18 protein-coding genes and 1 other RNA gene are annotated in these 18,451 nt (G+C 68.1%); 8 read left to right on the top strand and 11 right to left on the bottom strand.

Annotated elements, in window-relative coordinates:
- Nucleotides 1–12 precede the first annotated feature (12 nt).
- The gene (locus ACOYJQ_RS09440) at nucleotides 13–453 is read left to right on the top strand and encodes a PaaI family thioesterase (protein ID WP_433457932.1); all 441 of its coding nucleotides are present in this window, start codon (nucleotides 13–15) and stop codon (nucleotides 451–453) included.
- A 30-nt stretch (nucleotides 454–483) separates the two neighbouring features.
- On the opposite strand, the gene recR is transcribed toward ACOYJQ_RS09440, so the two are convergent.
- The 7 genes from recR to ACOYJQ_RS09405 form a co-directional block, all read right to left on the bottom strand.
- A complete protein-coding gene (gene recR, locus ACOYJQ_RS09435) occupies nucleotides 484–1,086 on the bottom strand; it encodes a recombination mediator RecR (protein WP_433457931.1) in 603 nt (200 codons plus the stop codon).
- Between the two features lie 43 nt (nucleotides 1,087–1,129).
- Nucleotides 1,130–1,450 carry a YbaB/EbfC family nucleoid-associated protein gene (locus ACOYJQ_RS09430; RefSeq protein WP_433457930.1) on the bottom strand — a complete coding sequence of 107 codons (321 nt, stop codon included), beginning with the start codon at nucleotides 1,448–1,450 and terminating at the stop codon, nucleotides 1,130–1,132.
- A 44-nt stretch (nucleotides 1,451–1,494) separates the two neighbouring features.
- Nucleotides 1,495–3,303 carry a DNA polymerase III subunit gamma/tau gene (locus ACOYJQ_RS09425; protein ID WP_433458189.1) on the bottom strand — a complete coding sequence of 603 codons (1,809 nt, stop codon included), beginning with the start codon at nucleotides 3,301–3,303 and terminating at the stop codon, nucleotides 1,495–1,497.
- A 56-nt stretch (nucleotides 3,304–3,359) separates the two neighbouring features.
- Nucleotides 3,360–3,456: signal recognition particle sRNA small type (ffs, locus tag ACOYJQ_RS09420), an RNA gene on the bottom strand.
- Nucleotides 3,457–3,520: 64 nt separating this feature from the next.
- Nucleotides 3,521–5,893, bottom strand: coding sequence for a glycosyltransferase family 4 protein (locus tag ACOYJQ_RS09415; protein ID WP_433457929.1), 2,373 nt, complete (start codon nucleotides 5,891–5,893; stop codon nucleotides 3,521–3,523).
- Between the two features lie 69 nt (nucleotides 5,894–5,962).
- Nucleotides 5,963–6,988 (bottom strand): glycosyltransferase family 4 protein, encoded by a 1,026-nt coding sequence (locus ACOYJQ_RS09410; RefSeq protein ID WP_433457928.1) that lies wholly within the window; start codon nucleotides 6,986–6,988, stop codon nucleotides 5,963–5,965.
- Complete coding sequence (locus ACOYJQ_RS09405) at nucleotides 6,985–8,571, bottom strand: methyltransferase domain-containing protein (RefSeq protein WP_433457927.1); 1,587 nt, start codon at nucleotides 8,569–8,571, stop codon at nucleotides 6,985–6,987. The genes ACOYJQ_RS09410 and ACOYJQ_RS09405 overlap by 4 nt, the downstream gene beginning before the upstream one ends.
- Nucleotides 8,572–9,004: 433 nt before the next feature.
- Between ACOYJQ_RS09405 and ACOYJQ_RS09400 the strand changes: the two genes are divergently transcribed.
- The 7 genes from ACOYJQ_RS09400 to ptsN all read left to right on the top strand — a co-directional run bounded on the left by ACOYJQ_RS09400 (nucleotide 9,005) and on the right by ptsN (nucleotide 15,245).
- Entirely contained in the window at nucleotides 9,005–9,619 is a 615-nt protein-coding gene (locus ACOYJQ_RS09400) for a ribonuclease D (protein ID WP_433457926.1), read from the top strand.
- Between the two features lie 182 nt (nucleotides 9,620–9,801).
- Nucleotides 9,802–10,467 carry an LPS export ABC transporter periplasmic protein LptC gene (gene lptC, locus ACOYJQ_RS09395; protein ID WP_433457924.1) on the top strand — a complete coding sequence of 222 codons (666 nt, stop codon included), beginning with the start codon at nucleotides 9,802–9,804 and terminating at the stop codon, nucleotides 10,465–10,467.
- Complete coding sequence (locus ACOYJQ_RS09390; RefSeq protein ID WP_433457923.1) at nucleotides 10,454–11,215, top strand: LptA/OstA family protein; 762 nt, start codon at nucleotides 10,454–10,456, stop codon at nucleotides 11,213–11,215. Before lptC ends, ACOYJQ_RS09390 begins: the two co-directional genes overlap by 14 nt.
- 106 nt (nucleotides 11,216–11,321) lie before the next feature.
- Nucleotides 11,322–12,158, top strand: coding sequence for an LPS export ABC transporter ATP-binding protein (gene lptB, locus ACOYJQ_RS09385; protein ID WP_433457921.1), 837 nt, complete (start codon nucleotides 11,322–11,324; stop codon nucleotides 12,156–12,158).
- A gap of 109 nt (nucleotides 12,159–12,267) precedes the next feature.
- The gene (rpoN, locus tag ACOYJQ_RS09380; RefSeq protein WP_433457919.1) at nucleotides 12,268–13,887 is read left to right on the top strand and encodes an RNA polymerase factor sigma-54; all 1,620 of its coding nucleotides are present in this window, start codon (nucleotides 12,268–12,270) and stop codon (nucleotides 13,885–13,887) included.
- A gap of 102 nt (nucleotides 13,888–13,989) precedes the next feature.
- Nucleotides 13,990–14,601 (top strand): ribosome hibernation-promoting factor, HPF/YfiA family, encoded by a 612-nt coding sequence (hpf, locus tag ACOYJQ_RS09375; protein WP_433457917.1) that lies wholly within the window; start codon nucleotides 13,990–13,992, stop codon nucleotides 14,599–14,601.
- Between the two features lie 161 nt (nucleotides 14,602–14,762).
- Entirely contained in the window at nucleotides 14,763–15,245 is a 483-nt protein-coding gene (gene ptsN / locus ACOYJQ_RS09370) for a PTS IIA-like nitrogen regulatory protein PtsN (protein WP_433457915.1), read from the top strand.
- A 55-nt stretch (nucleotides 15,246–15,300) separates the two neighbouring features.
- Here the strand turns inward: ptsN and ACOYJQ_RS09365 are convergent, their stop codons facing one another.
- The 4 genes from ACOYJQ_RS09365 to ACOYJQ_RS09350 form a co-directional block, all read right to left on the bottom strand.
- On the bottom strand, nucleotides 15,301–15,789 hold the full coding sequence (locus tag ACOYJQ_RS09365; protein ID WP_433457914.1) for a hypothetical protein: 489 nt from the start codon (nucleotides 15,787–15,789) through the stop codon (nucleotides 15,301–15,303).
- A gap of 273 nt (nucleotides 15,790–16,062) precedes the next feature.
- Nucleotides 16,063–17,154, bottom strand: coding sequence for a nucleotidyltransferase family protein (locus tag ACOYJQ_RS09360; RefSeq protein WP_433457912.1), 1,092 nt, complete (start codon nucleotides 17,152–17,154; stop codon nucleotides 16,063–16,065).
- Nucleotides 17,151–18,200, bottom strand: coding sequence for a hypothetical protein (locus tag ACOYJQ_RS09355; protein WP_433457911.1), 1,050 nt, complete (start codon nucleotides 18,198–18,200; stop codon nucleotides 17,151–17,153). Before ACOYJQ_RS09355 ends, ACOYJQ_RS09360 begins: the two co-directional genes overlap by 4 nt.
- 20 nt (nucleotides 18,201–18,220) lie before the next feature.
- Complete coding sequence (locus tag ACOYJQ_RS09350; RefSeq protein WP_433457910.1) at nucleotides 18,221–18,415, bottom strand: hypothetical protein; 195 nt, start codon at nucleotides 18,413–18,415, stop codon at nucleotides 18,221–18,223.
- Nucleotides 18,416–18,451: the final 36 nt, after the last annotated feature.

Raw genomic sequence — 18,451 nt, 5'->3', positions numbered from 1 at the left:
GACGGAAGAACGATGCATGCGCTCACGCCGAAGATGACGGCCGAGGATGTCAACATTTTCCTTGGCCGGGCATTTCCGCAGCTCAACAACGATTCTTCGGATTATCTCGCCACCGACGTCTTTCCGGGCGGCTGCACGGTGCGGCTCAATGCGGGCGACCGACACTTGCGGCCGGGCAACACCGTCTCCGGCCCGTCGCTGTTCACGCTGGCCGACATCGGCGGCTATGTCTGCGTCCTGACGCATGCGGGGCCGGACGCGCTGTCGGTGACGACCAATCTCAACATCAATTTCATGCGCAGGGCCGAAGCCGGCCCCATCGACGGGCATTGCCGCATCCTCAAGCTCGGCAAGAGCCTGATGGTGTTCGATATCGCCATGACGGCGGGAGACGGCGGACCCGTCGTGGCGCAGGCGACCGGCACCTACTCGATACCGCCGCGGAAGCCCTGAGGGCGTGTCAGAGGAAGCCCTGAGGGCGCGTCAGAACGTCCCGCGCTGCCGGATGGCGGCGGCAAGCGTGCCGTCGTCGAGATAGTCGAGCTCCCCGCCGATCGGCACGCCATGCGCGAGGCGGGTGATGCGCACAGGAAGGCCGGCGAGGACCGAGGTGATGTAATGCGCGGTCGTCTGGCCGTCGACGGTCGCGTTCAGCGCCAGAATGACCTCCCGCACGGCGGAATCGGACGCCCGCGCGTGGAGCGTGGCGAGATTGAGATCGTCCGGGCGCACGCCGTCGAGCGCCGAGATCACGCCGCCCAGCACGTGATAGCGCGCGCGGATCGCGCCCGAGCGCTCCAGCGCCCAAAGATCCGACACGTCCGCGACCACCACCAGCACCGAGGCGTCGCGCGTCTCATCGCGGCAGATGGCGCAGGGATCGGACGTATCCACGTTGCCGCAGGTCGAGCACACCCTCACCCGCTCGCTGACCTGCTGCATGGCCTCCGCCAGCGGCGCGAGCAGCGATTCGCGCCGCTTGACCAGTTGCAGCGCGGCGCGGCGCGCGGAACGCGGCCCAAGCCCCGGCAGGCGCGCCAGCAACTTGATCAGCCGCTCGATCTCGGGACCGGCGGGCAAGGCCATCGGTGACACCCTTCAGCGATTCGGGTCGACGGAACGGCGTGCCTCAGAAAAGCTTCAGACCGGGCGGGATCGGCAGGCCCTTCGTCAGATCGGCCATGCGGTCCTGCACCACCCGCTCGCCCTTGGCGCGCGCGTCGTTGACGGCGGCGGCGACCAGATCCTCGACGATCTCCCTGTCGTCGGGATTGAGAATCGCGGGATCGATGGCCACCGACTTCACCAGCCCCTTGACGTTGGCGACGACCTTGACCGACCCGCCGCCGGCGGTGCCCTCGACCTCGATCGCGTCGAACTCGGCCTGCACGTCGGCCATCTTCTGTTGCAGGCCCTGCGCCTGCTTCATCAATCCCATGATGTCACGCATGTATTCCGCTCCCGGTGTTTTCGACGCTCTGCGTAGATGAGGGGTCAGTCATCGATATAGGGCGGATGCGCCTCCGTTGCGAGAGCGGAATCGGCGTCGCCGTCAGCCGCGGCATCGTCCGGCGCGGCATCGCGCACGTCGACGATGATGGCGCCCGGAAATCGCGCCATCACGGCCTGCACCAGCGGATGCGCGCGCGCATCCTCCTGCCGCTCCTGTTCGCGGGCGCGCTTCATTTCCGCGATGGTGGGCGCGCCTTCCGCCGACGACAGCGCCACGACCCAGCGCCGCCCGGTCCAGTCCAGCAGCCGGTTGCCGAGATCGGCGACCACGGCCGGATTCGCGCCCGGCACGAGCGCGAGTTCGATCACGCCCTGCTCGTATCGCACCAGCCGCACATCGCGCTCCAGCGCCGCCTTGAGCCCGATGTCGCGACGCTCGCCGGCGAGCGCCACCACGTCCTCGAAGCGGGCGAGCTGGATTTCCTCCCGCCGGATTTCCGCCCGCGCAACGGGTTGCGCGACCGCGCGCGCGCCGATCGGATCGGACATCCCTCCCCCGGCCGCAAGCGCCAGCCGCGCCCCGCCGCCCGAAGACGGCGAGCCGCCGCCGGCGGGCGCGCCGGACGGGCGCTCGCCCGCGCCGTTCTCGCGCAGCAGGCGCAACGCCTCCTCGGGCGAGGGCAGATCGGCGGCGTAGGCGAGCCGCACCAGCACCATTTCGGCCGCCGCCAGCGCCTGCGGCGCGGCCTGCACCTCGGGCAGCCCCTTGACCAGGATCTGCCACGTCCGCGACAGCGCCCGCACCGACAGCCGGCCGGCAAGTTCCGCGCCCCGCGCACGCTCGACATCGGTCAGCGCGGCGTCGTTCGCGGCCTCGGGCACCAGCTTGAAGCGCGTTACCAGATGAGTGACCGCGGCGAGATCGGCGAGCACCACCGCCGGATCGGCGCCCGCGTCGTACTGGCCGGCAAGCTCCGCGAGCGCGGCGGCGATATCGCCGCGCATCAGCGCCTCGAACAGATCGATCACGCGCGCGCGGTCGGCGAGGCCCAGCATGGCCTTCACCTCCTCGGGCGCGACCTTGCCCGCGCCGTGGGCGATGGCCTGATCGAGCAGCGAGAGCGAATCGCGCACCGAACCCTCCGCCGCGCGCGCGATCAGCGCCAGCGCCTCGGCATCCGCCGCAACGCTCTCGGCCGCGCAGATGGCCGCCAGATGCGCCCGCAGCGCGCCCGCCTCGACGCGGCGCAGATCGAACCGCTGGCAGCGCGACAGGATGGTGACGGGCACCTTGCGGATTTCGGTCGTCGCGAAGACGAACTTGGCATGCGGCGGCGGTTCCTCCAGCGTCTTCAGGAAGGCGTTGAACGCCTTCTCCGAAAGCATGTGAACCTCGTCGATGATGTAGACCTTGTAGCGCGCGCTGACCGGGGCATAACGGATGCCGTCGATGATCTGGCGCACGTCGTCGATGCCGGTGTGGGAGGCGGCGTCCATCTCCATCACGTCGACATGGCGCGATTCCATGATCGCGTCGCAATGCACGCCGGTCTCGTCGAGATGGACGGTCGGCCCGCCGCTGCCGTCGGCGCGGATGAAATTGAGCGCGCGCGCGAGGATGCGGGCCGTGGTGGTCTTGCCGACGCCGCGCACGCCGGTCAGCATCCACGCCTGCGGGATGCGCCCCGCCTCGAAGGCGTTGGAGAGCGTGCGCACCATGGCATCCTGCCCGATGAGGTCGCCGAAGCTGCGGGGGCGGTATTTTCGCGCGAGAACGCGGTAAGCGGCGTTGGGCGAAGCGGTCACGGCACCATCCGGGCGAGAGACGCCGGGCAAGCGATGCGGCAGCATGGTCGCACGACCCAACCGCGCACCGTGCACCGCAGCCGACAGCCGGCGGAAGCTGCGGTGGGAGGCTGGACGAAGACCCGCCCGGTCTCGTTAGGGCTGCTTCCTTCCGGACCTGACCCGGTTGGCGAGTGGAACGTCCGACGCCAACCTCCCGCTCCCTATATCGGGGAAACCGCCGGCCAAAGCAAGAGGGCGGCGCGTTTTCCCCAATCGCCGTTCAGGAAACCACGTCGCGCAGGATCTTCGCCCAGGTGAAACGGTCGCGCACATGGGCGAAGGCGTTGGCGACGATATCGGCATGGGCATCGATGCCGCGCGCGGCGATGGCGGCGAGCGCCGCCGGCATATGCGCGCGCTCCGCGACGACGACATGCTCGCCGTCGACCATGCCGAGCCCGCGGATGCCGACGGGCGTGGTGAGCACCAGCGCGCCGTGGGCGGCGTAGTCGATGACCTTGAAATTGGTGCCCGCTCCCGCCGTCACCGGATTGACGCCGACATCGGCGGCCGAAAAGACCGTGCGCAGCATGGCGTCGTCGACGACGCCGAGCAGCGAGACGTTGGGCGGCAGCGCGAGGGCGCGCAATTCGTCGGCGACGCACATCTTGCCGATGAACCAGAACGTCCATTCCGGGCTTCGCCGCGCGATATCGACCAGCGCGACCGCGCCTTCCACGTTGGGCGCATGCCAGCTTCCGGCGTAGACCGCGAGCAGGCCGCGCACGCCGAGCCGCTCCTTGAGCGCGACGCGGCGCGGGGCATCGAGATGGGGATCGTCGGGCAGGTCGGTGCCGTTGGGCACCAGCACGATGCGCTCCTGCGGCTTGCCGAACATGTCGTGAAAAACCGCCCGCTCCTCCTCGCTGACGGCGAGGATGCGCTCCGCCCCGCGCACGCAGTCGCGCTCCAGCGCCGCCACCTCCGCGAGCGCCGCCCGGCCGGCGGGCGTTCTGGGCAGCATGGCGTCCTTGAGCAGCGTCTCGACATTGTGCGCGTCGTACCAGACCGGCCCGTCCCAAGCCTCGCGGATGAAGCGGTAGAGATAGGGATGGCAGGCGATGGCGAGATCGGCGCCGGCGAGACGGTCGCGCAGTTCGGCCGCGAGGGCGGGCGTGAGATGGCCGTAGAGGCTCGCGGAGATATCCGACACGGACGTCTCGTCGAGCAGTTTCGTCAGCGCCCATTCCGCCGCGATATGCGCCTGCGAGATCGGAATGCGGACTTCGCGACAATGCGGCGAGAACGTGATCGTCTCCGCCGGCGTGTCGTCGCGGCCGAGCGTGACCAGCGTGACGTCCGCCGTGCGCGCGAACTCCCGCGCGAGCGACCACAGCCGCCGCTTGCCGCCGGTGTCGACGGGCCACAGCAGATAGGAATTGGCGATGACGACGCGCCGGCGCGGATGCGGGCGGGCGGGAATGACAAGCTCGGACGCGAGGCTGCGCCAGGTGATCGGCCGCACCCGCTCGCGCCCCGCCGCCCCCATGCGCAGGGCCGCCGCGGGATCGCGCAGCAGCGTCTCGAAGGCGCGGGCGAGCGGCCCCGGATCGGGCTCGGCGACGAGCCCGGTCACCCCGTCCTCGACGAATTCCAGCACCCCGCCGGCATCGCGGACGGTGACGACGGGACGCCCCGCCGCCAGCGCCTCCAGCGTGATGAGGCCGTAATCCTCGTCATAGGGCACGAAGGGCACCGCGAGCGCCGTCGCGTAATGGCGCGCCAGTTCCCGCTCGGACAGGCGGCCGGTGAAGACGATGCGCCCGTCGCCCGCGGCCTGCCGCGTCAGTTCCGGCAATTGCGGACCGTCGCCGGCGATGACGAGGCGCGCGGGCGCATCCACGCGGCGGAAGGCGTCGATGATGAGCGCGATGCGCTTGGCGTGGTCGAGACGGCTCGCCGTGAAGAACGTGGGCGCGGCGCCGTCCGGGCCGGCGATCGCGTCGGAGGGCGCGGCCTCGCCTTCCTTCAGGACGGCAAGGGCGAGGTCGGAGGGCACATAGGCCACCGCGACATCGGCATCGGGCGGAAAATAATCGGCGCGCCGGCGGACATTGTGCGAGATGGCGACGTGCCTGCGGATGCTGTCCGTGGACAGGCCGATGGAATCGAGCTTGCGCACGACGGCGCGAATCAACGGCGCCGGCAGCCCCAGCCAGTGCTCGGGCGGATCGGCGGCCAGCAGCCTGTCGATCTCGCCGAAAACCTCCGAAAGCTGGCTGCGGCAGGTCGAGGGATTTTCGAGGAGCCGCCGCAGCGGCGCGAGCAACGCATCGCCGGGCAGCGCGGTGTCGAGATCGGCGGGCCAGGTGTCGTAAAGGCCGCGCAGCCGGTGCAGCATGTAGACGACATGGTTGTGGTGCGGAACCATCCACGCCGGATACTTGCCGGAGATCACCAGATCGAAATGGGTGAGGTCGAGCCACGAGAACTGCCGGTAGCCGTTGACGATCTCACGAAAATTCCGCTCCCGCGCCGGCACCTTGACGAGCTCGCAGACGTGCTTCGTCTCGTTGGCGTAATAATGCGTCAGGCCGAGCCAGACGCGCTCGGCGCCGCCGAAGGCGAACGGCACCGGGCTTGGGGCAATCACCGCGATCTTCATCTCAGACCCGTTTCATCTTGGACCCGTTTCATCTTGGACCCGTCACAGGTTGCGCGTTCATTCGGTCAGGCGAGCGACGACATTGTCCCAGGAAATGTTCCGCTCCAGATAGCGGGCAAGCCCCAGCCGGCCCATCTCCCGCGCCCGCGCGCGGTCGTTCCACAGCCGGTCGACCGCATCGGCGATGCCCTGCGCCGTGGGCTCCACCACGAACCCCTCGGCCCCGTCCTCGACGAACTCCAGCGGGCCGCCCGAATCGGTGCAGGTGACGACGGGCTTCGCCGCAAGCTGCGCCTCCAGCGTGACATAGCCGTAATCCTCGTCGCGCGGCGGATAGATCACGCCGAGGCAACCGGCGTAGAGGGCGAGCTTTTCGGCGTCCGGGCAGTCTTCCAGAATGACGGCCCGCTCGCCGAGATCGTTTTCCGCCACGAAACGCCTGTTCTGCTCCAGCAGCCCCCCTCGCCCCGCCAGCACGCATATCACCGGCGCGCGCCACAGCTTCGCCGCCTCCAGCACCAGCCCCTGCCGCTTCAGCGCCTCCATGCGGCTCGGCAGGAACACATAGTCGCGCGCCTCGTCGCAGCGGAAATGCGCCGCCAGCGGCGGCGGATGATAGAGCGCCTCCGCCGCGATGCCGTTGAAGCGGAACAGGCGGGCGCTGACGTTGCGGGAATTGGCGAACAGCCGCTCGGCACGCGCCAGCACGCGGTTGTCGTAGGCATGGACGAGACCGCGCAGCCGCCGCACCTCGGGCGAAGCTTCATCGCCGGGATAGAGATCGTACACCGCGCGATGCTGGTGCATCACCCAGACGGTGTGATGCGGGTGATTCACGCCGTAGCCGGGAAATTGCAGGCTGATCACCCTGTCGACATGCTGGCCGTTGGGGGCGGCGAGGTCGAGCGTCTCGCACCAGTCCATCAGCCGCTCGATGCTGGCTTCCGGGTGGAAGGTGAAGGGAAAGCGCAGCGTCTCGACCTCGTGGCCGCGCGCGCGCAGCGCTTCCACCAGTCCCTCGAAATGATAGGTCGCGCCGCCCGTCAGGAACGGCGTGGCGTTGACGGTGACGATCAGCCTCATGCGGACGGGCGCTCCGCGATCGTCTCATCCGCACGCGGCTTGCGGGCGAACAGCGCATGCTCCCGCGGGCCGTAGAACAGCGCGTTGAAGCGTTCCGCCAGCGCTCCCTCCGCCTGCACCGCGGCCGACGGATCGTCGGGATCGAAGCGGGAGAAGGCGACCTCCCCGAAGCCGTGATAGCGGGCGAGGCAATCCAGCATGACCGCCGTCAGCGGGCGGCGGCGCGCCGGATCGTGATGAAAGGCGTAACCGCCCGCAAGCACGTTTTCGGGATCGGGCGTCTCGACGAGAAGCAGCCCGCCCGGTTGCAGCACCCGGAACGCCTCCCCGAACAGCGCGAACAGCTCGGGAAACGGCAGACGCTCCGCGATGTCGAAGCCGCTGATCACCGACAGGGTTTCGTCCGGCATCGCGCCCAGCGCCGACAGCGCGTCGTCGCGGGTGACGTCGAGGCCCTTGTCGTGGCAGACGCCGACCATCGCGGGGCTCGGGTCCACGCCGCGCGCCGCGTGGCCGCAGTCGCGCAGCAGCGCGAGCCATTCGCCGCGTCCGGCGCCGATATCGAGGATGGGGCCGTCGCAAACCGCCTTCACCGCCGCCAGACTGTCGAGATAACGGCTCCTGCGCGCCCGGATCGCCTCCTGCGGCCCGCGCACGGCTTCCGCCAGCACGAGATGGAAGGCGTCGAGACGCGGATCGGCCGCGAGGGCGTCGTCGCGGTCCAGCCTGTCGCGCAGCGACGTGGCGGCGGCGCGGGCCGCGAGCGCGACGCGCGCCGCCCCCACGGCCAGCATGCCGTTTTCGTTGCTGCGCAGGAAACGGTAAAGCGGCCGGGAGAGGAAACGCAGCGGCGTGCGCTCGATCCGCCGCGCCCAGCGATAGATGCGCCGCTGGCGGCGCAGCGTTTCGTCGTCCTTGCCGCGTCTGGCGAACTCCGGCGAGGAGGAAATGTCGCACAGGATTTCGAGACGCCCGCGCCCCTCGACGAGCTTGTGCCGGTAGCCCTCCAGCCCCGGCGGATCGATGTCCCGATCGAGCAGCACCCGGTAGGCGTTGTTGAGGAAGACGTCGCCGTCCTCCAGCAGCAGTTGCGGCCACAGCTCCAGCCTGTCGCGCGGCGCGAGCGACGAGCGCCCCTCCGCCCACAGGCCCGATTCCTGCAAGCCTTCCACCAAGCCTTCCACCGCCGGCGACAGCGCGCGAGGACGGTCGGCGGGGGCGCGATCGGCGGGGGCGCGCCGGCCGCCTTCCGGGGATGCGAGGCCGAGAACCCGCAGCCGCTCGCGCAGGATGCGGATTTCGCCCTCCGCCCTGTCGACGGCCGCCAGACGCTGCCGTTGCAGATCGGCCGCCGACGCCTGCGCGCGCACGCGCTCCCTCAGCGCCTCCAGAGCCGCCGTATCCGCCTCGAGGCGGCGCTCCACCGCCTCCAGCCGGGCGTCGACGCCGGCAAGATCGACAGGCGCCGTAGCCAACGCCAGCGGCGCGCGCCGCGGAGGCATGCCCTGCGGGGGAAGGGCGAAGCGCTTCGCCTCCTCGCGAATGCGGGCAAGCAATTGGTCGATGGACGGTTGATCCGACATGTTCCCCACAAACGCTATCGATAAGGCAGCGCCCCGACCGCCGGGTCGATCCGATGGACGGGCAAACGGCATTCCACATGCGTCAGGATAGCGCCGCACCCGCAATCTGCCGAAATACGCGCGGTCCGACAACTGTTATCGTCTTGCAAATCCGTTCCGCATGTTCATGAAAAACTCCCGGTGCGCGTTATATTTTTTTATATTTAAGTGTTGGTGAACAGCATCGCCTCACAACCTGTTCAATCGGCTTCCGCAAGACGTCTCCGGCAAGAAGGCTCGACATGCGCTTGCGCCATCAATATTCCCGCGCGCGATCCGCCCGCCTTGCTCTTGTCGGGGATGCAAGCGGATGCTAAAGCGCGACGAACGCGCCGCCCGCGCCTTATCCGAACTCGCGGCCTCTCGCCGCATGTCATCCAGACGGGATATCCCCATGGCGATCACGCTCCATTCCGGCGACTTGCCCGCCGACGTCGATTTCGGTGATTCGGTCGCCATCGACACGGAAACGCTGGGCCTCAACCCGCATCGCGACCGGCTTTGCGTGGTGCAGCTCTCCGGCGGCGACGGATCGGCCGAAGTGGTGCAGATTCGCCGCGACGGCCCCCGCCCCGAAAACCTGATCCGGCTGCTGGGCGACGAGCGCGTGCTCAAGATCTTTCATTTCGCCCGGTTCGATCTGGCGGTGCTGTTCCACGCGTTCGGCGTGATGCCGCAGCCCGTCTACTGCACCAAGATCGCCTCGAAGCTCGCGCGCACCTACACGGACCGCCACGGCCTGAAGGACAATCTGCGCGAATTGCTCGGCATCGAGATATCCAAGCAGCAGCAGTCTTCGGACTGGGCGGCCGATACGCTGAGCGACGCGCAGCTCGCCTATGCCGCTTCCGACGTTCTGCACCTCCACGCCCTGCGGCAGAAGCTCGACGGCATGCTCGCCCGCGAGGGACGTTCCGATTTCGCGCGCGCATGCTTCGACTTCCTGCCCACGCGCGCGCGGCTCGATCTCGCGGGCTGGCCGGAGGCGGACATTTTCGCGCATATGTAAGAGGCGGCGCTCCCTCAGCTCCCCGGCAATCGCCATCCGGAATAACCGCTACTTGGAACGGATACTTGGAACGGAGGCCGCCGCCGTCTATATTGCGGATATCCTGACCGCGGTTTTCCGCCGGCGGGCATCCCGGCCGCCCGGCCTCCTGTCGCGCGGCGCCCATGGAGCACGGAAGCCTTTTGACAGACGCCCCGCACCGGCACGCCGGCCAGCCTCCGGCCGATCCTCCCCCCGCGGGGATCACGCCCGCCGCCTACAAGGCGGCGCTGCGGCATTCGGCGCGCGTGCGCGCCATGAAGCGGCTCATCCCCCTCGCCGCGCTGGCGGGCGTGGCGGCCGTGGTGGGAATCAGCCTGCTGGACCCGCTGCGCAGCATCGGCGGGCTCAGCGTGGGGCCGGTTTCGCTGTCGGGCTCCAAGATCACCATGGACGCGCCGCGGCTCTCCGGCTTTCGCGACGGCACCCAGCCCTATGAGATGACGGCGGCCTCCGCGACGCAGGACGTCAAGAACCCGTCCGTCGTCGAGTTGCAGCAGATCACCGGCCACGTCCAGCTCGACGGCGGCGGCAAGGCGCAGATCGACGCCGCGACGGGCGTCTACGATTCGCAGGCGGAATCCCTCGACCTGAAGGGCGACGTGCGTGTGCGCACGGACAACGGCTACGACGCGCGGCTCTCCTCCGCCGCCGTCGATTTCAAGGGCGGGCGTGTCGTCTCCGACGAGCCCGTCACCGTCACGATCTCGGAAGGAACCATCGCCGCCGACCGGCTCGACATCTCCGACAACGGCAAGCGCATCGTTTTCGAGGGGAATGTACAGGCGGTTCTGGATGGCCGGAAGTAACCGGCCGGCAGGAGAGCAGGATTCCCGTTCAGGCCGGACGCCGTTCGATCTGGAAACGGGTGACGACGACGAGCCGCCGACCGGCGCGACACGACAGGATGAAACGACGATGAGCTTGCGGGACACGGACATGCGGGGCGGAACAGGCAGGCGGATCGCCCGCGGCGGATGGCCGCTGCTGGCCGTCATCGTGCCGGCGATGATCCTGGCCGCGACGGGCGGCGCGCTGGCGCAGGGCGCGAACGCGGGACGCGGGGCGCCCGGCAGCCAGCCCCTCGGCGGGCTCGGCTCCGGCAAGGACCCGATCAAGATCGACGCCGACCGGCTCGACATCTTCGACAGCGAGAAGCGCGCCACCTTCACGGGCAATGTCGTGGCCGTGCAGGGCGACACCACCATGCGCTGCTCGGCGCTGAACGTGTTCTACGAGCAGAGCGCGACGGGCAACGCCGGCGGCCCGGCGGCGAGCCCGGCTGACGGCAACAACAACATCCGCAAGCTCGATTGCCAGGGACCGGTGACGGTCGTTTCCAAGGACCAGACGGCCACCGGCCAGCATGCGGTCTTCGACCGCGACGCGAACACCGTCGTCCTGACGGGCAAGGTCGCGCTGAGCCAGGGCAAGAACGTGCAGCAGTGCGACCGGATCGTCTACAATCTCGACACCAGCATCGCCAATTGCGTCGCGAGGCCGGGCGGCCGGGTGCAGGGCGTGTTCGTGCCCGGCAGCGGCAACGCGCCCAAATGACGGGCGGCCGCCGGAGCAAACACCGATCCAATGGCGGCGACCGGGCACGGGGTTTCAGCGCCCCGGCCCCTCATTCCTCGCGACGACCTCGAACCGGGATATTTTCGTGACGCTTTCGCCCGTTGCCGACAGTTCCTCCGACATTCCGCCAGATTTCTCCTCGCCCCGTCCGCCCGCGCAGGCGGAATACGACGGCTTCCGCGCCGTTCCGCTGACGCATGAGGGCGTGCTGGCGATCGACGGACTGCGCAAGAGCTATCGCGGCCGCACCGTGGTGCACAGCGCCTCGCTCCACGTGCGCAAGGGCGAAGCCGTGGGCCTGCTCGGCCCCAACGGCGCGGGCAAGACGACCATCTTCTACATGATCACCGGCCTCGTGGCCGCCGATCTCGGCACCATCACGCTGGAAGGGCACGATATCACGCGGCTGCCGATGTACCGGCGCGCGCGGCTCGGCATCGGCTATCTGCCGCAGGAAGCCTCGATCTTCCGCGGCCTGAGCGTGGAAGACAACCTGCGCGCCGTGCTGGAGGTGGTGGAGCGGGACCGCAAGACGCGCGAGAGAAAGCTCGACGCCCTGCTGGAGGAATTCGACATCGCGCGGCTGCGCAAGTCGCCGTCCATCGCGCTTTCCGGCGGCGAGCGCCGGCGCTGCGAAATCGCGCGCGCGCTCGCCGGCGATCCGGCCTTCATGCTGCTCGACGAACCTTTCGCCGGCATCGACCCCATCGCCGTCGGCGATATCCAGAATCTCGTGCGCCACCTCACCCGCCGGGGCATCGGCGTGCTGATCACCGACCACAACGTGCGCGAGACGCTGGGCCTCATCGACCGCGCCTACATCATCCACTCCGGCCGCGTGCTGATGGAGGGACCGCCCGCCGACATCATCGCCAGCCCCGAAGTGCGGCGGCTTTATCTCGGCGAGGACTTTCAACTTTGACGTGACCCTGCAAAGGCGCTAAAGTCAACCGCAACGCCAAGCAAGAAGCGTGCCGTCGCCCGCCTCCCTCCCGCGGGCGAAAGGCCGCAGGGAACCGGGGATTGCGTCGATGGGACTTTCCCACAGGCTGGAACTGCGTCAGAGCCAGTCGCTCGCGCTGACGCCGCAATTGTTGCAGGCGATACGTCTGTTGCAACTGTCGCATGTCGAACTCGCCGCCCACATCGAAACCGAGCTGGAGCGCAATCCGCTGCTCGAACGCACGGACGACTCCCCGGCGCCCGACGACGGCGCACGCCCTGAGTCGCCGCCCGACCCGGCCGGGCCGGAAACGCCATTTCCCCAGACAGCGCAGGATACCCCGCAGGATACGGCACACGACGCGACATACGACGCGGCGCCGGAAACGGAGAACGAGCGCGACTGGTCGCCCGACGAACCCCGGTTGCAGCGCGATTCGATCGAGGACGATTTCGGCACCTCGTTCGACAACGTTTTTCAGGACGACGGCGGCCCGCCCCGCACCGAATCCCTCGCCGCCGACGAAGGGCTGATGGTGTCGTCGGCGCCGCCCCATGCGGGCGGCAACCGCGATCCCGACGATACCGCGCCCGACATCGAGGCGACGCTCGCGGCAGGCATCAGCCTGTCGGATCATCTGTCGGCCCAGCTCGATCTGGCGACAGCGGATCCGGCGGCGCGGCTCATCGGCCGGCATATCATCGACGCCATCGATTCCGCCGGCTACCTCCGCGAGCCCACGGCGGAGATCGCCGAACGGCTCGGCGTCGACGAGGCGCGCGTCGCGGAAGTGCTGGCGCTGGTGCAAAGCTTCGAGCCCACGGGCGTGGGCGCGCGCGATCTCGCGGAATGCCTGGCGCTGCAATTGCGTGAGAAGGACCGCTACGATCCCGCCATGCAGGCGCTCGTCGCCAACCTCGCGCTCGTCGCCCGCCACGACCACGCGGCGTTGCGCAAGCTGTGCGGCGTGGATCAGGAAGATCTCAACGACATGCTGGCGGAGCTGCGCCGGCTCGACCCCAAGCCCGGACGAGGCTTCGGCCACGAGCCGGCGCAGACCCTCGTGCCCGACGCCTTCGTGCGCCGCAAGGGCGACGGCAGCCTCGTCGTCGAACTCAACGACGCCACCCTCCCCCGCGTGCTGGTCAACAGGGCCTATCATGTGACGCTGATGCGGAATGCGCGCTCCGACGCCGACCGCGCATTCCTCTCCGAATGCCTGCAAAGCGGCGACTGGCTGGCCCGCAGCCTCGACCAGCGCGCCCGCACCATCCTGAAGGTGGCGAGCGAGATCGCGCGCCGGCAGGAGGGATTTTTCCTGCACGGCGCGGCGCATCTGCGCCCTCTCAACCTGAAGACGATCGCCGAAGCCATCGACATGCACGAATCGACCATTTCGCGCGTGACGGCGAACAAGGCCATCGGCACGGACAGGGGCGTGTTCCCGATGAAATATTTCTTCTCCGCCGCAGTCGCGGCCACCGACGGCGGGGATACCCATGCGGCGGAAGCCGTGCGCTTCCGCATCCGGCAGCTCATCGGCGCGGAGACGGCGGCGCGCGACGTGCTCTCCGACGACGCGCTCGTCGGCAAGCTGCGCGAGGAAGGCATAGAAGTGGCGCGCCGCACCGTCGCCAAATACCGGGAATCGCTGCGCATCCCCTCATCGGTGGAGCGCCGCAGGGCGCTCGCCGCCAAAGTCCCCTGAGACGGAGAAATAGTGCTGGCCGCCGCACGGCCATGATCATAAGCTGACTATGCGCGCCCCGGCCCACCCGGCACGAAGCGCGTATCAGGGAAGGAGGATATGATGGCGTTACGGATTACCGGCAAGAACATCGATATCGGCGATGCGCTGCGCGGCCAGATCGAGGCGCGCGTTTCGACGGCCATCGCCAAGTATTTCGATACCGGCTATTCGGGTCATGTCGTTGTGGAGAAGGAGGGCAACGGGTTTCGCGCCGTCGGCGTGCTGCACCTGAACACCGGCATCACGCTGGAGGCGACGGGCTTCGCGCCGGACGCCTACGCGGCCTTCGACCAGACGGCGGACCGCTTCGAACGCCGCCTGCGCCGCCACAGCCGCCGCCTGAAGGAACGCGCCCAGCCCGGCTCCGCCGATCTCGCCCATCTGCCCGTCGCGGACGCGGCCGGCGCGGAGGAGCTTCGCTCCTACGTCATCGAGCCGCTCCAGGAAGAGGCGGATGTCGATGAAGCCTTCCATCCCGTCATCGTCGCGGAAAATATCGCCGCTCTCCACCGCTTTTCCGTGAGCGAGGCCGTGGTTGAGCTTGACCTGACGGGGGCTCCCGTAGTTGTGTTCAGACATGCTGGTAGTGGCCGGGTAAATATCGTATACCGCCGTCACGATGGCACGATCGGCTGGATCGATCCGCCCGCCGGCTCGCAAGGCCAGGGCTGATCGTTTGCGGATGACACCGTGCGATGTTGAGCGAGCATCGGGCATGCCCCTCGCGGACGCCTGATGCTCATATCCGTGGTAGATTGCATGGCCGGCCGCGCAGACGACGCGTGCGCCGATCTGCACTGAAGGAGCGACCCGCGGCTGCGCGCGTTCGAGATATGCCCCTGACCGACATCCTTACACCCGACGCAATCCTGCCGTCGCTGAAAGCGAGCGGCAAGAAGCAGGCGTTACAGGAGATAGCGGCCAGAGCCGCCGATCTCACCGGCCTTGACGAGCGTGAAATCTACGAGACGCTGTTACAGCGCGAGCGCCTCGGTTCGACCGGCATCGGCGACGGCATCGCCATTCCGCACGGCAAGCCGGCGCGGATCGATCGTCTGTTCGGCCTGTTCGCCCGGCTGGAAAAGCCCATCGACTTCGAGGCGATCGACGGTCAACCGGTCGACATCGTCTTTCTGCTGCTGGCGCCCGAGGCGGCGGGAGCCGACCACCTGAAGGCGCTGGCGCGCGTGGCGCGCCTGTTGCGCGAGCCCGGCAATCTCGACCGGCTGCGCTCGGCGCGCGACGCCGCCGCCATCTATGCGATCCTTACCCACGAAACGCCCGGCGTCGACGGCGGCAAGGCGGTTTCGGGATAGGTTTCACCCGCGCAGGGCGGCACGGTGCCGGAAAGGTCGTCCGGCACCGCTCGCTTCATGCCGCGGGAAAGGCGCTTGCGTGGAATGTCTCGAACGCCATGCTGCCCGCCGCCGCTGCGGGTGCGACGACCGCGCCCACAATGACCCCGACCAGAAGGCCGGCCGCACGGCCGACCCATTCCCCCGCTTCCGCACCATAGCGCGCACCCAGCAGGCCGCCCTCGACAGGATTGACGGACATCAGCACGGCAACGCGCATGCCGAGCGCGCTACCGGCGACGCTTCCCCCGATTCTGCCAATGATCGCACCGGTGGCGCCGAAGCTGTCGACGATCTTCCTGAACCAGTACTTGAGAGAATCCCTGAACGAGAAGATCCCGCTCTCGTGAACGCTGACCGCGCGATCCTGATCGTCATGCGCCGAAACGGCTTTTCCGAATATAGCGCGCGCGGACGGCAAGCCATGTTCCGTGCTTTGAAGTTCCGCGCGATGAAAAACCGGATGAGAAACGAGCGACGTTCCCCACGATACGAAATCCGTCATGTCATCAATATCCTTTGAAAATAAGGTCACAGACCCTGGAATATCTCCTGTTTAAGTTAAAACAGGAGATATCCTACATTTCTTGTTTTAATCGACAAGAAATCACTCAATCTCAAAAACACAGCGGCTTCCCGCATCACAATGAAATGCGAAAAGCCCCCTGCCACGAATAACTTAGACAGGCTGCCATATCTTTTCCGGGAAAGCAATATCCCTCCGCCACACGCTCAAACGGATCTCGCCAGCGCCGCGTGGGCGTCCGATGCGGGCCGTTCAGCCACGAAAAAGGCGCCGGAATTCGCGCCAGCGGCTGCTGTAAAAATCGGCCTGCGCCAGCCGCCGCGGAAAGCGCCGCCGCACGGAGGGATAACGCGGCAACACCAGCATCGTGCGGATCAGGTGCTCGACAATCACGCTGGCCACCTGCGCAGCGCGATGATCCTGCTGCCACATGCCGCGCCGCGCGAGCAGCCGGCTTGCGGGAGTCGACGCCCCGGCCAACGCGATCCGCTCGCCCGAGACCAGCGCGCAGATATCGAGAAAGGTCTCAAAAGACAGCCCCACACCCGCATGACGACCCGCCTCGAGCGCCGCGCGCAGCGGTTCCGGACCGGCAGCGCGCGCGAGCAGCACGCATTCCACTATATCCGACAGGAGAATGCCGCCGGTGACGAAGCGATGGCTCTGTAGCTGGCTATGCGCGATCAGATGGACAACGCTGTCGCGCGGAGCCGGCAAGCGCGCGCGATGCCCTTCCACGAACGTCGGCGTCGAGCGGGCGACGACATCGGCGGGCGGCAGCAACGCGGCATGCCACGGCCGCGCCATGGCGCGGTGCAGCTCGACGCCCACAACAGCATCGTCATGCCGCAGCATCGGCAGATGATGGTGCTCGTCCGGGTTGCGATGAGCGTCGTCGGAGTAATAGCCGGCCGCCCTGAGACATCGATCCGCCGTCGCAAGCTGCGCCTCCGGCACCAGCAGATCCAGATCGCCCATGAAGCGGCCGGCGGGATCGGCGTAAGCGCCGTCGACAAGCCGCGCGGCGCCCTTGAGCAGAACAGGCTCGATATCCGCATCGTTCAGCAGCCCGATCAGACCGCCGAGCTGCCGGCGCAACTGCACGTTACGCGCCGCATTGGCCTCATGCACCACCGGCAGGGCGTCGCGCAGCTCGCCCGGCAGGATCGGCCCCAGACATGGATCGGCCGCCACGATATGCAGAAACGCGGCAACCCGATGAACGAGAGAGAGACGGATGAGTTCGTCGCTATCGAGCCTCGCCGCCGCCATCGCGCCGGCCGGATCGGCCTCATTGCCGAGCGCGCAGCGAACGAGCAGGCAAAGCTGGGCAAATGGACTCATGTGGCTTCGTCTTGCCCGCCGCTCGCCAATCCGCGCACGAAAGACACCGCCTCGCCGAGATCGCCATAGCCCAGACGCCAGGCGGGAACCGTCTCCAGCCATTGCAGCATGTCGGCCAGATGCTCTTCCTGCACGGACGGCTCGGTGCCGCTTTGCGCCAGCAAACACAGCGCGTCTCTCGGACGCAGCCGCTCGGGCGTCAAGGCCGCGCCGGATTTCCATGCGGGAAACACGATCGCCGCGACGGGACGGCCCTCTCCCCTCACCATGCGGGGCGCGGGGAAATAACGGATGGCGAGCGTGCCGAAATGCACCGGCGTCACGTCGGCGAAATCATCGAACATCGCCGTGAAAAGCGGCCAGCTCCCCTTTTTCACGCCCATCGCGAGCGGACAGGGCCAAGCCAGCCGGCTGCCGGCTTCGATCGGCGTCGCGTCATCCGACAACAGGCGTGCGCCGGCTGCGATCATAGCACCGGCAAGCGTCGTCTTGCCCGCACCCGAGACACCGGCAATCGCCACGGCATCGCCGCCCGGCGGCACGACCGTCGCGGCATGCAGCACCCCGAGCCACGAACGGCCCGCATGCAGCGACCGGGAAAGCCAGCGCACCAGAAACCACCAACCTATTCCGGGACCATCCTGCACCACGAGCCCGTCGCGCGCGACGGCCGTCCTGTCTCCGGCCACGAACAGGTCGAGCACGACGGACGGCTCACCGACCGCCGCGAGCGAGGTGAGCATGGAAGCGAGCGGAACGGCAAGCCGCCTGTCCCACACCCGGACACGCACGACGGGACCGCCGTCGCGCAGCACAAGATCCAGTTCGGCGCTTTCTTCCGGCGGCGACCAGAGGCGCCCGATCAGGGAAGCCGAATCATCCGAAGTCTGATGAAGCGACGACAAGGCGGCCACAGCCTCGACATTATCGAGACCGCGACACGCCTCAGCCGCAGCATCCTGAAGCAACCAGACCCGGCCGCTTTCGCCATCGCGCAGCACCAGACCGCCGTCAAAAGCAAACCGACGCGACGCAATGGAAGACATTGAACCGACGCCGTTCGACCTTACGGCTCTTCGATACCGCCGCCGGTCGAGTCGGCGCGGGCGCTCCTCGGATCGAACAGCAGAGCGGCCATCGGGGCCGCCGCAGCGAGCTTCAGCATCCGGCCCACCACTTCGCGGCGCTCCGGCTGCTCAACGGAATTTCCCACGGGTTCCACTGCGAGATTCATCTTGTTCTCGTCTTCACGCCTGATCACGGTTCACTCCATTATATCTGTATCGAGAGATGGATC

This window comes from Pseudochelatococcus sp. (genome assembly GCF_050946405.1).
In the GTDB taxonomy this organism is placed as follows: domain Bacteria; phylum Pseudomonadota; class Alphaproteobacteria; order Rhizobiales; family Beijerinckiaceae; genus Pseudochelatococcus.
The sequence above is the reverse complement of the archived record's forward strand: the minus strand, read 5'-3'. Positions and strand labels throughout refer to the sequence as shown.